This window comes from Bifidobacterium longum subsp. infantis ATCC 15697 = JCM 1222 = DSM 20088, assembly GCF_000269965.1.
Classification (GTDB): domain Bacteria; phylum Actinomycetota; class Actinomycetes; order Actinomycetales; family Bifidobacteriaceae; genus Bifidobacterium; species Bifidobacterium infantis.
Genome location: NC_017219.1, coordinates 1,643,256 through 1,659,202, shown reverse-complemented (window position 1 = coordinate 1,659,202; position 15,947 = coordinate 1,643,256). Strand labels below are relative to the sequence as shown.

General features: G+C 61.0%; 11 protein-coding genes. 8 read left to right on the top strand and 3 right to left on the bottom strand.

What is annotated here, in order from left to right; all coding sequences use genetic code 11:
* Positions 1-267 precede the first annotated feature (267 nt).
* Positions 268-1,038, top strand: coding sequence for a trimeric intracellular cation channel family protein (locus BLIJ_RS07715; RefSeq protein ID WP_012577808.1), 771 nt, complete (start codon positions 268-270; stop codon positions 1,036-1,038).
* A 211-nt stretch (positions 1,039-1,249) separates the two neighbouring features.
* Here BLIJ_RS07715 and rpsT read toward each other — a convergent pair whose 3' ends face one another.
* Positions 1,250-1,510, bottom strand: coding sequence for a 30S ribosomal protein S20 (rpsT, locus tag BLIJ_RS07710; protein WP_012577807.1), 261 nt, complete (start codon positions 1,508-1,510; stop codon positions 1,250-1,252).
* Between the two features lie 146 nt (positions 1,511-1,656).
* Here rpsT and lepA point away from each other — a divergent pair, with 146 nt between their 5' ends.
* From lepA to BLIJ_RS07695, 3 genes are all read left to right on the top strand, one after another.
* Complete coding sequence (lepA, locus tag BLIJ_RS07705; RefSeq protein WP_012577806.1) at positions 1,657-3,537, top strand: translation elongation factor 4; 1,881 nt, start codon at positions 1,657-1,659, stop codon at positions 3,535-3,537.
* Between the two features lie 63 nt (positions 3,538-3,600).
* On the top strand, positions 3,601-4,779 hold the full coding sequence (gene hemW / locus BLIJ_RS07700) for a radical SAM family heme chaperone HemW (protein WP_012577805.1): 1,179 nt from the start codon (positions 3,601-3,603) through the stop codon (positions 4,777-4,779).
* Between the two features lie 30 nt (positions 4,780-4,809).
* Positions 4,810-5,943 (top strand): glycerate kinase, encoded by a 1,134-nt coding sequence (locus BLIJ_RS07695; protein ID WP_012577804.1) that lies wholly within the window; start codon positions 4,810-4,812, stop codon positions 5,941-5,943.
* 148 nt (positions 5,944-6,091) lie between these two features.
* On the opposite strand, the gene BLIJ_RS15200 is transcribed toward BLIJ_RS07695, so the two are convergent.
* Together BLIJ_RS15200 and BLIJ_RS15195 are read right to left on the bottom strand one after the other, a co-directional pair.
* Positions 6,092-6,220 carry a hypothetical protein gene (locus BLIJ_RS15200; RefSeq protein WP_014484945.1) on the bottom strand — a complete coding sequence of 43 codons (129 nt, stop codon included), beginning with the start codon at positions 6,218-6,220 and terminating at the stop codon, positions 6,092-6,094.
* Between the two features lie 117 nt (positions 6,221-6,337).
* Positions 6,338-6,469, bottom strand: coding sequence for a hypothetical protein (locus tag BLIJ_RS15195; RefSeq protein ID WP_256755803.1), 132 nt, complete (start codon positions 6,467-6,469; stop codon positions 6,338-6,340).
* Positions 6,470-6,731: 262 nt separating this feature from the next.
* Here BLIJ_RS15195 and BLIJ_RS07690 point away from each other — a divergent pair, with 262 nt between their 5' ends.
* The 4 genes from BLIJ_RS07690 to BLIJ_RS07675 all read left to right on the top strand — a co-directional run bounded on the left by BLIJ_RS07690 (position 6,732) and on the right by BLIJ_RS07675 (position 15,874).
* Positions 6,732-7,778 carry a LacI family DNA-binding transcriptional regulator gene (locus BLIJ_RS07690; RefSeq protein ID WP_012577803.1) on the top strand — a complete coding sequence of 349 codons (1,047 nt, stop codon included), beginning with the start codon at positions 6,732-6,734 and terminating at the stop codon, positions 7,776-7,778.
* Between the two features lie 158 nt (positions 7,779-7,936).
* Positions 7,937-12,508, top strand: a complete 4,572-nt coding sequence (gltB, locus tag BLIJ_RS07685; RefSeq protein WP_014484942.1) for a glutamate synthase large subunit — start codon at positions 7,937-7,939, stop codon at positions 12,506-12,508.
* A 1-nt stretch (position 12,509) separates the two neighbouring features.
* A complete protein-coding gene (locus BLIJ_RS07680; RefSeq protein ID WP_012577801.1) occupies positions 12,510-14,045 on the top strand; it encodes a glutamate synthase subunit beta in 1,536 nt (511 codons plus the stop codon).
* A 188-nt stretch (positions 14,046-14,233) separates the two neighbouring features.
* The gene (locus BLIJ_RS07675; RefSeq protein ID WP_014484941.1) at positions 14,234-15,874 is read left to right on the top strand and encodes a peptide ABC transporter substrate-binding protein; all 1,641 of its coding nucleotides are present in this window, start codon (positions 14,234-14,236) and stop codon (positions 15,872-15,874) included.
* Positions 15,875-15,947 lie beyond the last annotated feature (73 nt).

Sequence of the window (15,947 nt, the reverse complement as noted above, 5' to 3'; positions counted from 1 at the left end):
GTGCCAAACTTTGGCCGACCTCCGACAAATGAGAAGGACTAACGTCGGTGGCTGCTCAAAGTTTGGCGCGCTGGCGACGCTGTAAGAGAAAAAGAGTGGAGTCGAACCGGCAATAGCATTTATTCGGTTTGTTCTCTAGTCCAATTGCGTCAGGCAAGGCCTGTTGTAAGCTCGGGTACGGCGGGCGGTAGCGCCGGATAAGGATGAATGGGAACAGAACGAAGACGGACTGAAACGAACCGAAGCGGCACAAGAGGGGAGCGGCTCATGCAGGTGGCGTTGGAGAACAACATCGTTTTTGTGGTCATCGAGTACTTCGCTATTTTGTGTTGGGGACTGTCCGGCGGGCTTGCCGCCATTCGCAAGGGCTATGACATCTTCACCATTATGCTGTGCGGCTGGCTGACTGCACTCGGCGGCGGTCTTGTGCGCGACGTAATGCTCGGTGCCCTGCCGCCGGTCGGCATCACCGACAAAGGCTTTGTGCTCACTACGCTGTTTTCCGGCATTATCGTGGTGGTGGCCCACCCGGAGATTACCAAACTCAAATGGACGATGACTGTCATCGATGCTCTGGGCCTCGGACTATTCGCAGTCAACGGCACCGCAAAAGCGCTGGCATACGGTTCCTCAAGCATGACCGCCGTATTCCTGGGCATGTTCACAGCACTGGCCGGCGGCCTCATTCGTGACATCTTCATTGGCGACGTGCCAATGATTATTCGGGACAAACACCTCTATGCTGTGCCCTCGTTTATCGGCTGCATATTGACTGTGTTGGTATGGCGTGGCGCGAGATACGGCTGGTTCGACATGCGCTCGGAAATGCTGCTCGATGTACTGATCGTTATCATCGTGGTGGCGCTGCGACTGTTTTCGGTAGGCTTCAACGTCACTCTGCCCGGAGCCGTCGAACGTCATCGTGTGTATCTGCCTAGCGAAAAACGGCATATTCAGCAATCAGCTGGCCGAGACCACGCTAATACCATGGATGATGGGGGTACGCCTCAGGATGATTCAAGACCGCCTCAGGGCTAGTTGCTTTCAAAGAGGTACCTGAAGCACGAAACATCGAGTATAAGCGTTGCAATGACGGCGTTTATAATTGGGTTTTCCCGTATCCGGTACCTCTCTGAACGGAGATGTCATTTCGCAAGACCGCCAATGTACCTCTTTGAACGGAGATATAAAAAGTCCCCGCAAGCCAGATGACTTGCGGGGACTTGCTAAAACCTTAAGAGGCTTATGCTCACAGAGCGTTGATCGCAACAGCGAGGCCGGACTTGCGGTTGGCGGCCTGATTCCTGTGGATCACGCCAGCGCCAGCAGCCTTGTCGAGCTTCTGGGCGGCAACCTTGTAGGCGGCCTCGGCGGCAGCCTTGTCACCGGCGGCGATGGCTTCGCGGGTGGCGCGGATGGCGGTCTTCAGGCCGGACTTCACAGCCACGTTGCGAAGGTGCGCCTTCTCATTGGTGAGCACGCGCTTCTTCTGCGACTTAATGTTTGCCACGTTTACTCCAAACGATGTGTGTTATAAGGACATACAAGAGTTAAAGGATAGCATGAGCCCCGGAAAAACCCGCGCAATGCCACGCCGAATACAGTCCCTCGGCTACACTAGGTGAAGTTTGAGTATATGCCAAGAGGAGGAATGCGTTGGTCGTCCAACACAATCAGCCGGGTTCCACTGATCAGTCGGTGATTCGCAACTTCTGTATCATCGCACACATCGACCACGGCAAGTCGACCGTGGCCGACCGCATCCTGCAGTTGAGCGGCATTGTGCCCGAGCGAGAGATGCGCGATCGCTTCCTTGACCGTATGGATATCGAGCAGGAGCGTGGCATCACCATCAAATCCCAGGCCGTGCGCGTGCCATGGACCTTTGAGGGTACCGAATACACGCTCGGCATGATCGACACCCCCGGCCACGTGGACTTCACCTATGAGGTGTCCCGCGCACTGGCCGCCTGCGAAGGCGCGGTGCTGCTCGTCGACGCTACCCAGGGCATCGAAGCGCAGACCCTGTCTAACCTGTACATGGCCATCGACCATGATCTGGCCATCATTCCCGTGCTCAACAAAATCGACCTGCCGTCCGCAGAACCGGACAAGCATGCCGAGGAGATCGCAGGTCTGATCGGCTGCGAGCCGAGCGACGTGCTGCGCGTCTCCGGCAAAACCGGCGAAGGTGTGGCCGACCTGCTCGACCAGATCGTCATGGACGTGCCCGCCCCGCACGGCGACCCCGATGCCCCCGCCCGCGCGCTGATCTTCGACTCTGTCTACGACTCCTACCGCGGCATCGTCACCTACATCCGTATGGAGGACGGCGAACTGCACGACCGCGAAAAAGTGCACATGATGGGTATCGGCATGACCCATGATCCCATCGAGATCGGTGTGATCAGTCCGGACATGACTCGCACCAAAGCGCTGGGTGCCGGCGAGGTCGGCTACATCATCACCGGTGCGAAAGATGTGAGTCAGTCCAAGGTGGGCGACACCCTGACCTCGGCCGTCCGCCCGGCCACCGAGCCGCTGCCTGGCTACCGCGACCCCAAGCCGATGGTCTACGCCGGTTTGTTCCCGATCGACAACGCGCAATTCCCCGAACTGCGTGATGCACTCGACAAACTCAAGCTCAACGACGCCGCCCTGATCTACACGCCGGAAACCTCCGTGGCTCTGGGTTTCGGCTTCCGCTGTGGCTTCCTGGGTCTGCTGCACATGGAAATCGTCAACGAGCGACTCTCCCGCGAGTTCGGCCTCGACCTTATCCAGACCGCCCCGAACGTCACCTACGACGTGACCGCCGAGGATGGCAGCCAGCATCATGTGACCAACCCGAGCGAATTCCCGGACGGCAAGATCAAGAAGATCGTCGAGCCGATGGTTGCCGCCGACATCATCACGCCCAAGGAATTCATCGGCGCGGTGATGGATCTGTGCCAGGACCACCGCGGCATTATGGGCACGATGGAGTACATCTCCACCGACCGTGTGGAGATGCACTACCGCATTCCACTGGCCGAAATCGTGTTCGACTTCTTCGATCAGCTCAAGTCCCGTACCAAGGGCTACGCCTCCCTTGATTACCACGAGGACGGCGAGCAGTCCGCCGATTTGGTCAAGGTGGACATCCTTATTCAGGGCGAGAAGGTCGATGCGTTCAGTGCCATCGTTCACCGCGATAAGGCGTATTCGTACGGTGTGATGATGACCAAGAAATTGCGTAGTCTGATTCCTCGCCAGCAGTTTGAGATTCCGATTCAGGCTGCGATTGGTTCGCGCATCATCGCGCGTGAGAACATTCGTGCGTTACGCAAGGACGTGCTCGCCAAATGCTATGGCGGCGACATCACCCGTAAGCGCAAGTTGCTCGAAAAGCAGAAGGCTGGCAAGAAGCGTATGAAGATGCTCGGCCATGTAGAGGTGCCGCAGGAGGCGTTCATCGCCGCCCTGTCCACCGGCGAGGATTCCAACGATCGCGACACCAAAGACAAGATTCGCGCCGCGCAGAAGACGGAAGGCTGAGCGGGTGCCGGAGGCTCGCCTCGCCGGGGAGTCTTCGGCACGGATGGCTGAGGGGAGTGACGGTTGACTTACGAGATCTACATTCATGTGCCGTTCTGTCTGCGGCGGTGCGGCTACTGCGATTTCAACACCTATACGGCCACGGACCTCGGTGCGGGCGCCTCGCGCGGTCATTACGCCCAGATGGTCATCCGGGAGATGGCTCTGATCAGGCAATGGCAGTGCGATCACGGCATCGAGGAGCCTGCCGCTTCCACCGTGTTCTTCGGCGGAGGCACTCCCACGGTTCTCGCCGCCGCCGATCTGGTGGCCGTGGTGGATGCCATCCGCGCGATCTGGGGTCTGACGCCCGACGCCGAGATCACCACCGAAGCCAACCCGGATACGGTCGATGAGGCTTACATAGCCGAGCTTGCCGACGGCGGTTTCACCCGCATATCCTTCGGCATGCAGTCAGCCGTGCCGCACGTGCTGGCGACGCTCGACCGCACGCACACGCCGTCCAACGTGGCCGCCGGCGTCGACGCCGCCACCATGGCCGGACTGCGTTCCAGCGTGGATCTGATCTACGGCGCGCCGGGGGAGAGCCTTGAGGATTGGCGCACTTCGGTTGAGGCCGCTCTCGATCTCGGTGTGCATCATATCTCCGCTTATGCGCTGACCGTGGAACCCACCACGAAAATGGGCCGTCGGATCGCCGCCGGCACCTTGCCCAAGCCGGATGACGATGATGAGGCCGCCAAATACGAGCTCGCCGACGAGCTGTTCACCCAAGCCGGTCTTGATTGGTATGAGATTTCCAACTGGGCCCGCCCCGGATACGAGAGCCGGCATAATCTCGGGTATTGGCGCAACGTCGATTGGGCGGGGCTGGGTCCCGGCGCCCATTCCCATTACCGTTGCCATGCGATGTCTTCCAATGGGTACGGCCTGCGCAGTTGGGACATCGCCCACCCCCGTCTCTGGGGAGTCGCCATTAATGAACACCGTGTGCCATGGGCCGATAGTGAGCGGATCACCGCCGAGGAGAACCTCGAGGAACTGATCATGCTTGGTCTGCGTATGCGTGAAGGGCTCGATCTGGAGCGCATCGATCGCGTCATTGCCGTGGATCGGCTTACGCCGATGATCGAAGAGGGCCTGGTCACCGTGGTCGATGGACGCCGGGTGGTGCCCACGCGGCGCGGCAGGCTCATCAATGACACGGTCATCGAACGGTTCTTCGATCTCGCCGGTATCTAGGACCGGAGCGTCGTGGAGTATGCTCGAATCATGACGCGCTACCTATGCGCCCCCGACTCCTTCAAAGAGAGCTTGACCGCCATGCAGGCGGCCGAGGCGATGGCTCGGGGGATTGAGAATGCCGATCGCGATGCCGAGATTCGCTGTCTTCCCATGGCCGATGGCGGTGAAGGGACCGTGTGTGCGCTCGTCGACGCCACCGGGGGTACGATGCATGCCGTGCCAGTTCATGATCCGCTCGGTCGACTTATCGAAGGCCGGTTCGGAGTGCTTGCCGATGGCGCGACCGCCGTGGTCGAGACCGCCGAGGCCAGCGGTCTCGCCAGACTCAGCGCGGAGGAACGAAACCCGCTGATCGCGTCATCCTATGGTACCGGCGAACTGTTGCTCGCCGCCGCCCGTCTTGGCGTTCGACGAATCATCGTCGGTCTCGGCGGCAGCGCCACCAATGACGCCGGCGCCGGCCTCCTGCAATCCCTCGGCGTGCGTCTCCTGGACGCGAACGGCGACGAGCTGGGACGTGGGGGAGCGGCCTTGGCCGATGTATCCGTCATCGACATCACAACGATGGATTCGGCCATTGGGAACGTGTCCATCATCGCCGCCTGCGATGTGACCAATCCGTTGACCGGTCCCACTGGCGCCAGCGCGGTGTTCGGACCGCAGAAGGGGGCCGGTGCCGATGATGTCGTCACGTTGGACGCCGCCTTGGCGCATTTCGCGCGTCTGATCGAAAGCCGTTTCGGCGTGGACGTGAGCGATGTGCCCGGCGCTGGTGCCGCGGGAGGCATCGGTGCCGCGTTGAAGGGTTTCTTTGGCGCCGAGTTTCGATCGGGCGTCGATATCGTCATCGAGCAATCCGGTCTTGATGAGGCCGTGCGATGGGCTGACGTGGTGTTCACCGGGGAAGGCGCCATCGATGCTCAGACCGGATTCGGCAAAGCTCCTGCCGGTGTGGCCGGAGCGGCCAAACGGTATGGCAAGCCCGTTGTCGCCGTGGCCGGATGTGTTGGTGTGGGAATCGACGGGTTACATGGACTTGGCATCGACGCGGTTTTCGGCATCGCGCCCGGCGCTTCGAGCCTCAACGACCTGCTGGCCGATGCGGCCGCCAATGTGACGCGCACCACCGAGCAGATCGTGCGGGTCATGCGGATGAAATGAACGTTTCGTCAAGCCGCCTACCCGGACACATGGCATGGGGGCGAGAGAGAAGTGGACTTCGTTGTCCGATTGTCATTCAGTTATCACTGTGTTTGATTATCACTGTGTTGAATTATCGGTTGTCTGAACGGGAATCGTCCGCGGCGGTTCAGCGGGCGTCCTTATCGGTGCCGGCGATGATGTCGGAGAACATCTTGCTGTCGGCGTATCCGGCGCGGGCGACGGAGTTCATACCGCAGAGGGCGAGACCGCGCACCATGGAATTCTTGAAGGACATAGTCACTGCCTTTCGTTCATGCAGAGCCGAAAACGGCCTTGCTCCTGTTGTTTCCTTGCTGTCGATGACGTTCGGGTCCTGATGCGACATCCGTCGTCAGGCGTGCGTCCCGTCGATTCAGCGAGCGCTCTTGTTGGCTTCGTTGATCAGGTCGGCGAGGATGGTGTCGTTGGCGCGGCCGTACTGGGTCGTGGAGCTCATGCCGTACATAGCGAGACCGCGCATCATGGAATCCTTGAAAGACATCATGTTTCCTTTCGTTGGTCAAAGCCTTGTGGCTTTGAGTTATATATCGGCTTCCTTTTGAAACCGGTTTCAGAATAGCGCGGTTCGATGACAAACGCAAGAGCGAAATTCCGCCCTCGGCGTTTCCCGCTCGTTGGCGCATCCGGCCCATACGTCGCCCTCCGCGCCATGGCCTACAATGAGACGCGGAAAACCAAGGATTCGTGACCGGGACGCGGGTGCATGACGGCGTCCATGTCCGGCGGCTATGGCGGGAGAGATGAGGATGGCGAAAAGCACGGGCCGCACCAGACCGGTGATCAAGGATGTGGCCAAGTTGGCCGGGGTTTCGGCACCGACCGTCTCCCGGTATCTCAACGGCACCGTCAACGTCGCCGAGGACAAGTGCGAACGCATCGCCAAAGCCATCAGCCAGTTGGGCTATGAGCCGAACATCGTGGCGCGTGCCTTATCGAACCGGGAGATGGATTCCGTGGTGGTGTTCGCCGCCAACCCATCCGCTTTCTCCACATCCGAAACGAATCATGGCGTGGAGGCCGCCGCGCGAAGGCGCCGGTTCCTGCTGAACATCGTTTCCCTGGATGAATCCGACATGGAATCCGTCGAGGCGCGTGTGCGCATGGGCCTGTCGATCAGGCCGGCCGGAGTGATCGTCTACGAATATGATCGGGCCGGCATCGCCGCGCTCGAACACATTCCCAAAGACATGCCGATGGTCGTGGTGGGCGGTAGTTTCGGAGACGGCGATTATCAGATCATCAACGCCGAAAGGGATGGCGGCCGCTGGATGACCATGCACCTGCTGGATCTCGGGCATCGCACCGTCTTTCACGTGGGGCGCCCGGCGGGGCCGACCGCCAACACCAGGACCAACGGCTGGCGCGATGCGCTCGAGGAACGTGGCATCGCGGCGCCCGATCCGATCATCGTGCCCGACGATGATCTGGATGAGTCGGTCAAGGCCGGTCGCGTCCTGGGACGACGCGACGAGGTGACCGCGATCTTCGCCGACAACGATGAGATCGCCGTGGCCGTGATCCGAGGCCTGAGGGAGGTCGGGCGCCGCGTGCCCGATGATGTGAGCGTCGTGGGGTTCGACGACCGCAACTTCGGTGCCATGTGGAATCCCGCGTTGACCAGTTACACGCAGAATTTCCTGGACATGGGGGAGCGATCCTTCCGCATGCTGTTCGAGCGGATCCAAGCCAAACGCACCGGTGACGGCATGCCGCCCTCGCAGGTCGAAGTGGTGCAGGGCGAACCCTGTCTTCGCGCCTCCGAACGTGCGTATGACGGCGGCGAAGCCCTGTAGCGGGCCGACCACGTCCCGCCCGTCATCGTCGCGGATCGCCTGATTCGGAATATGGACACGCGAAACGTAAATGACATGGAGCAACGGTACTGTGTCAACAGCAATGAACGAAGAGACACGATTCCCTTACGTGTCCACAACCAATTGAGGTGATTCCGGTGACATTCAAAGCCCCGCTCGATCTCACGGTCCACGCTCCGGACGGTATGTATGATCCCGCCAACGAGCATGACGCCTGTGGTGTGGGTATGGTCACCACTTTGAACAAGCGTCCTGAACGCAAAATCGTCACTGACGCCATCGAGGTGCTGGTCAATCTCGACCACCGCGGTGCCGTGGGTGCCGAGGAGAACACGGGCGACGGCGCCGGCATCCTGATGAGCATGCCGGACGAGTTCATGCGTGCCACCGTGCCCGCCGAACTGCCCGAAGCCGGCCACTATGCCGCAGGCATCGCCTTCCTCGACCGCGATATCGAAACCTCCGGTCAGCAGGAACAGGCCATCGCCAAAATCGTGCGCGAGGAGGGACTCGAAGTTCTCGCCTGGCGCGTGGTGCCCACCAACCCGGACGGCCTTGGCCTGCAGGCCCTTGCCGCCATGCCGGGGTTCAAGACTCTCGTGGTCGCCTCTCCGAACGGTGCTCTGGCCGGCGTGGACTTGGATCGCAAGACCTTCCGCATCCGCAAGCGCGTCGAGCATGAGATAGGCGTCTACTTCGCCTCCTTGTCCGCCCGTACCATCACGTACAAGGGCATGCTCACCACCATGCAGCTCACTCACTTCTTCGAGGATCTGAACGACGAGCGCATGAAGGCCACCATCGCCATCGTCCATTCCCGCTTCTCCACCAACACCTTCCCGAGCTGGCCGCTGGCCCAGCCGTTCCGTCTGCTGGCCCACAACGGCGAGATCAACACCATCCAGGGCAACCGCAACTGGCTCTCCGCCCGTGAAGGCCGCCTGAGCAGCGAACTGCTCGGCGAATTCGAGCCGCTGCTGCCGATCACCACCCCGGGCTACTCCGATTCTGGCACCTTCGACGAGTGCCTCGAACTGCTGCACCTCGCCGGCCGCTCCCTGCCGCACGCCATCTGCATGATGCTGCCGCCGGCATGGGAGAAGAACCCCGACCTCGACCCGGACGTGCGCGCCTTCTACGAGTACAACAACACGCTTATCGAGCCGTGGGATGGCCCGGCCGACATCGTCTTCACCGACGGCACCCAGGTCGGCGCCCTGCTCGACCGCAACGGCTTCCGCCCCGGCCGCTGGCAGCTCACCGACGACGGCTACATCGTTCTGGCCTCCGAGGCCGGCGTGATTCCGGAAATCGAGCAGGAGCACATCGTGTCCAAGGGTCGTCTTGAGCCCGGCAAGATGTTCCTGGTCGACACCGCCGAAGGCCGCATCATTCCCGATGAAGAGGTCAAGAAGACCCTCGCCTCCCAGCACCCGTACCGCAAGTGGGTGGAAGGCAACTCGGTCGAAATGAGCGACCTGCCCCGCCGCGAGCACGTGAGCCACTCCGGACAGTCCGTCCAGCGCCGTCAGCGTGCCTTCGGCTACACCGAAGAGGATCTGAAGCTCCTGCTCACTCCGATGGCCAACACCGGCAAGGAACCGCTCGGTTCCATGGGTAACGATGCGCCTATGCCTGCGCTTTCCAGCCGCAGCCGCATGCTGTTCGACTACTTCACCCAGAAGTTCGCGCAGGTCACCAACCCTCCGCTGGATTGGGAGCGTGAGGAAATCGTCACCTCGCTTGAATCCGCCATCGGCCCTGAACCGAACCTGCTGTCCGATTCCGAACTGCACGCCAAGAAGATCCTCATCCCGCTGCCCGTGGTCAACTCTGATGAGATGGCCCAGCTCAAGCGCCTCGACAAGGCCCGCATCCTCGGCGGCTACTACCGTCCGTACGTGGTCAAGGGCCTGTACCAGGTCGCCGGCGGCGGCAAGGCCCTCGAAGATCGACTTGCCGAGATCTTTGCCGAAATCGATGAGGCCATCGACAACGGCAAGAACTTCATCGTGCTCTCCGACCGTGAATCCAACCACACCTGGGGCCCGATTCCGTCCCTGCTGCTGACTTCCGCCGTGCAGCATCACCTGCTGCGTCACCACACCCGTACGCAGATCTCCATGGCCGTCGAGGCCGGCGATGTGCGCGAGATTCACCATGTCGCGCTGCTCATCGCCTACGGTGCCGCCTGCGTGAACCCGTACCTGGCATTCGAATCCGTTGAGGATCTGGCCCGTAATGGCTACCTCAAGGTCGACGCGGACACCGCCGTGAAGAACCTCACCAAGGCGCTTTCCACCGGCGTGCTCAAGATCATGTCCAAGATGGGCGTCTCCACCATCATGAGCTACCGTGGCGCGCAGCTGTTCGAGGCTGTGGGCCTGAGCCAGGAAGTCATCGACGAATACTTCACCGGCACCACCTCCCGTGTGGGCGGCGTTGGCCTTGACGAGATCGCCGAGGAAGTGGCCATCCGTCACCGCGTGGCCTACCCGAACCAGTGGAGCGCATCCCCGCACCGCAACCTGCGTACGGGCGGCGACTACAAGTGGCGTCGTACCGGCGAGGATCACCTCAACGATCCCGAGGCCATCTTCCTGCTTCAGCAGTCGACCCATCGTGGCGACTACCAGATGTTCAAGAAGTATTCGCACCACATCAACGACACGTCGAACCGTCTCATGACCCTGCGTGGCCTGATGAAGTTCAACACCAACCGCAAGCCGATCGACATCTCCGAAGTCGAGCCGGCCTCTGAGATCGTCAAGCGCTTCTCCACCGGTGCCATGAGCTACGGTTCCATCTCGCAGGAAGCGCACGAGACGCTTGCCATCGCCATGAATTCGATTGGCGCACGCTCCAACTCCGGTGAGGGCGGCGAATCCGACGACCGTATCAATGATCCGCAGCGCTACAGCCGCATCAAGCAGATTGCGTCCGCCCGCTTCGGCGTGACCTCCGATTACCTCGTGCACGCCACCGATTTGCAGATCAAGCTCGCCCAGGGCGCCAAGCCTGGTGAGGGTGGACACCTGCCCGGAGCCAAGGTCCCGCCGTGGATCGCCAAGGTCCGTCACGCCACCCCGGGCGTGGAGCTGATCTCCCCGCCGCCTCACCACGACATCTACTCCATCGAGGATCTGAAGCAGCTGATCAACGATGCGAAGATGGCCAACCCGAAGGCACGTATCCACGTCAAGCTCGTTTCCGAGTTCGGCGTCGGCACCATCGCCGCGGGTGTGGCCAAGTGCCATGCCGACGTGGTGCTTATCTCCGGCTATGACGGCGGTACGGGTGCAGCCCCGCTCAACGCCATCAAGCACGCCGGTACCCCGTGGGAGATCGGCCTGTCCGAAACCCAGCAGACGCTGATCCTGAACGGCCTGCGCTCCCGCATCGTCGTCCAGTGCGACGGCGAGCTTAAGACCGGTCGTGACGTGGTCATCGCCGCCCTGCTTGGTGCCGAGGAATTCGGCTTCGCCACCGCAGCCCTGATCGTGGAAGGTTGCGTCATGATGCGCGCCTGCCAGAAGAACACCTGCCCGCAGGGCATTGCCACCCAGGATCCTGAGCTGCGCGCCCGCTTTAAGGGCAAGCCCGAGTATGTGGTCAACTTCTTCATGTTCATCGCTGAGGAGGTGCGCGAGATCCTCGCCCAGCTCGGCTTCAGGACTCTTGAGGAGGCCATCGGCCACGTTGAGTGCCTGGACCAGAACGAAGCCATCAAGCGCTGGAAGTCCGGCGGCATCGACCTGTCCAACGTCCTCAAGCAGGCCGGCCCGGTACCCGGCACGATTCTGCACCAGACCACCGAGCAGAACCACGAGCTGGAGAAGGCGCTGGACAACAACCTCATCGAACTTGCCCAGCCGGCCCTCGAACACAAGGAACCCGTGCGCATCGAAATGCCGATTCGCAACGTCAACCGTACGGTCGGCACCATGGTCGGCTACGAGATCACCCGCCGTTACGGCGAGGAAGGTCTGCCGGACGACACCATCGACATGACCCTGCACGGTTCCGGAGGCCAGTCCATCGGCGCGTTCATCCCGCGCGGCGAGACCATGCGCATCTACGGCGAAGTCAACGACTACGCCGGCAAGGGCCTGTCCGGCGGTCGCATGATCGTGCGCCCGGAAGACAACGTCACCTTCGACAAGCACAGCAACGTCATCGCCGGCAATGTCACCGGTTTCGGCGCCACGTCCGGCCAGATGTTCGTGGCCGGTCGCGCCGGCGAACGTTTCGGCGTTCGTAACGGCGGTGCCACGTTCGTCGTCGAAGGCGTGGGCGACCACGGCTGCGAGTACATGACCGGCGGCACTGTTGTGGTGCTCGGCCCCACCGGACGCAATTTCGGTGCAGGCTTCTCCGGTGGTAACACTTATGTGCTTGACCTCGATATGAAGAAGGTCAACCCGAGTGCCATCAAGTCCGGTGCACTGCTCTTCAAGTCGCTTGATGCCGAAACCTCCAAGCTGGTGTACGCACTGGTCAAGCAGCATGCCGAAGAGACCGGTTCCCAGTTCGCCGCGGCCCTGCTGGAGGACTGGAACGAAACCGTCAAGCGGTTCACTCACGTGGTGCCGAAGCAGTTCGTGGCCATGACGAAGGCCATGGAAGAAGCCAAGGCCAACAATGTAGATTTCAATGCGCCCGGCGCCTGGGAAAAGGTGTACGAGCAGGTTATGGAAGGAGCGCGCTGACATGGGCGACCCGAGAGGATTCCTGAAGGTCCGTACCCGCCGAGAGTTGGCTGAACGCCCCGTTGAGGAGCGTATCAAGGACTGGTTCGACGTTCACGCCGAAACCGGCCTGCAACCGTGGACCCAAACGCAGGCGGCCCGCTGCATGGATTGTGGCACCCCGTTCTGCATGACCGGATGCCCGCTGGGTAACCTGATTCCCGAGTGGAACGACTTGGTCCGTCAGGGCAAGTGGGAAGACGCCTACAACCGTCTGTCCATGACCAACAACTTCCCCGAAGTCACCGGCCGCATCTGCCCGGCCCTGTGCGAGCAGGCCTGCGTGCTCGGCATCCACCAGCCGCCGACCATGATCAAGCTTGACGAGCAGACCATCATCGACCAGGCATGGGATTTGGACTACGTCAAGCCGCTGCCGCCGCAGCGTCTGACCGACCAGACGGTCGCCATCGTCGGCTCCGGCCCTGCCGGCCTCGCCGCCGCACAGCAGCTCACCCGCGCTGGCCACACTGTCGTCGTCTACGAGAAGGACGACGCCATCGGTGGTCTGATGCGTTACGGCATCCCGAACTTCAAGCTTGAGAAGGGTCTGCTCGACCGCCGTGTCAAGCAGATGGAGGCCGAAGGCACCCGCTTCCGCACCAACGTGGAAATTGGCAAGGACATTACGTGGGATGACCTGCGTGACCGTTACGACGCCGTCGTGGTGGCCATCGGCTCCCGCGTGCCGCGCGATATGAAGATTCCAGGCCGCGAGCTGGACGGCATCCACTTCGCCCTCGACTTCCTGCCCGACGCCACGCGCCGTATCTTCGGCGTCAAGCCGGTGCACGACATCACCGCCAAGGACAAGCACGTGGTGGTCATCGGCGGTGGCGACACCGGTTCCGACTGCCTTGGTACCTCCATCCGTCAGGGTGCGAAGGATGTCACCGTGCTGCAGATCATGCCGAAAGAGCCGTCTTCACGCCCAGACAACAGCCCGTGGCCGACCTTCGCCCGCACCTACCAGAAGACCTCCTCCATGGAAGAGGGTGGCGAGTACATCTACTCGACCGACTCGGTGAACTTCGAAGGCACCGAAGAGGAGAAGGCCAAGGTCACCATCGACAACTCGACCACCGCCGAAGGCTTCGTGGCCGATGAACACGGTCACGTCACCGGCCTGAAGGTCGTCTCTGTGGCCCCCGGCGAGAACGGCCCCTTCACCCGCCAGCCCGGCACCGAGCGCGTGCTGCCGGCCGATCTGGTCCTCATCTCCGTGGGCTTCCTGCACCCGGACACCGAGACCATCCTCGACCAGCTGCCCGTCGAACTTGACAAGCGTGGCAACATCGCCCGCAACGACAAGTTCGCCACCTCCCAGGACGGCGTGTTCGTGTGCGGCGATGCCGGCCGTGGTCAGAGCCTCGTGGTCTGGGCCATCGCCGAAGGCCGCTCCTGCGCCGTAGCCGTGGACGAGTACCTCTCCAAGGAAAAGAGCGAGCTGCCGGCCCCGATTAAGGCCAGCCAGCGTCCGATGATGCTGCCTCGCTGAATACTTTCCAAACAGAAACATGAAAATCCCTTCTTCGTGAGGGGATTTTTGCGTTTCTGGGATTAATTACTGCCTTGAGTCTTCAGTAATGTCTATATTTCGAGAATATTGCATACATGGTTAACATGAAGCTCCTATGGTGCCTTTCGTCGCCAAAAAGACGACGCCAAAATATTCGGGAGAGATTCTTGAACACACGTCATGTCACTGCACTGGTCGCGGCCGGTGCGGCAATCGTCATGCTGCTCAGCGGCTGCGGATCGACCGGCATCTCCAATTCCAGTAATGCTTCAGATTCCAACATCATTTCCGTGTACGGCAGTGAGCCGGCACACCCACTATTCCCCGGCAACACCACTGAGGCCGGTGGCGGCAAGGTTGTAGACCAGCTGTTCGCCGGTCTGGTGACCTATGATGCGCGGGGCGGCATCCACAACGAGGTAGCAGACAGCATCACCTCCAGCGACAACGCCACGCATTACGTCATCAAGCTCAAGAGCGGATGGAAGTTCACCGATGGCACTCCGGTGACCGCGCGCTCCTTCGTAGACGCTTGGAATTACACCGCCAACAGTGCCAACAAGCAGGCCAGCGCCAGCTTCTTCAGCACAATCGAAGGCTATGATGATCTGCAAAAGCCGGACGTGGACCCCAAGGCCACGCTGAGCGGCCTGACCGTCGTTGACGACAACACCATCGATGTCAAGCTCAGCCAGCCCGACTCGGCATTCCCGGTCAAGGCCGGCAGCCACGCCTACATGCCGTTGCCCGAATCCGCGTTCAAGGACCCGAAGAAGTTCGGTCAGCACCCAGTGAGCAACGGCCCATACAAGTTCGTGTCCTGGCAGCACAACCACAGCATCGAAATGGTGAAGAACCCTGACTACAAGGGCAATCGTGTCGCCAAGAACGATGGCCTGAACTTCAAGATCTACACCTCGCCTGATTCGGCATACGCCGACCTACGCGGTGGCAACCTGGACTTCACGAGCACGATTCCTGACACCGCACTTACCTCCTTCCAATCCGACAAGTCGCTGAAGGCATACAACGAGCCCGGTGGCAATACGCTCACCTTCACCATTCCTGAATGGCTGGAACATTTCGGCCAGAACGAGGAAGGCAACCTGCGTCGTCAGGCCATTTCCATGTCCATCGACCGTAAGACCATCGCCGAGAAGATCTTCCACGGCACCGCCACGCCCGCCGTCGACTTCCTTGCAGCCCCAATCAGCGCCTACTCCAAGGAACTCAAGGGAAATGAAGTACTGAAGTACAACCCGTCCAAGGCCAAGGAACTGTGGGCCAAGGCCAACGCCATCTCCCCGTGGAGCGGTGAGTTCGGCATTGCGTACAATGCTGATGGCACTGCGAAGAACTGGGTTGAGGCAATCTGCAACTACATCAAGAACACGCTGGATATCGATGCCAAGAGCATCCCGATGTCCACTTCCGACGAATTCCTGTCCAATGTGGATTCAGGCAAGATGACCTCCGCATACCGCAGCGGTTGGGGCCCTGATTATCCATCCGCGGACAACTATCTGATACAGCTGTACGATTCCAGTTCGGCCGACGGCAAGGGCGGCAACAGCGGCAACTACAAGAACCCCGATTTCGATGCCATGATGGACAAGGCTCTTTCCGCTCCGTCCACCGAGGAAGCCGACAAGTATTATCAGCAAGGTGAGGAGATTCTGCTGCAGGACCTTCCGGCTATCCCGTTGTGGAACCAGAATGCCACCGCAGCCAGCACCTCCGCAGTCTCCGGCGTCGCATTCGACTACGGCGGCGGCCCAGTGTTCACCGCACTGACCAAGAAGCAGTAAGCAGTAAGTAATAAACAGACAGCGCTAGCCCCCCGCTGGCGGGGGCTGTCGGCAAAGCCGACTGGGGGTGGTC

Coding starts and splice junctions, on each gene's coding strand:
- BLIJ_RS07715 (WP_012577808.1), top strand. CDS start 268: ATGCAGGTGGCGTTGGAGAACAACATCGTTTTTGTGGTCATCGAGTAC.
- BLIJ_RS07695 (WP_012577804.1), top strand. CDS start 4,810: ATGACGCGCTACCTATGCGCCCCCGACTCCTTCAAAGAGAGCTTGACC.
- BLIJ_RS15200 (WP_014484945.1), bottom strand. CDS start 6,220: ATGTCCTTCAAGAATTCCATGGTGCGCGGTCTCGCCCTCTGCGGTATG.
- BLIJ_RS15195 (WP_256755803.1), bottom strand. CDS start 6,469: ATGATGTCTTTCAAGGATTCCATGATGCGCGGTCTCGCTATGTACGGC.
- BLIJ_RS07690 (WP_012577803.1), top strand. CDS start 6,732: ATGGCGAAAAGCACGGGCCGCACCAGACCGGTGATCAAGGATGTGGCC.
- BLIJ_RS07680 (WP_012577801.1), top strand. CDS start 12,510: ATGGGCGACCCGAGAGGATTCCTGAAGGTCCGTACCCGCCGAGAGTTG.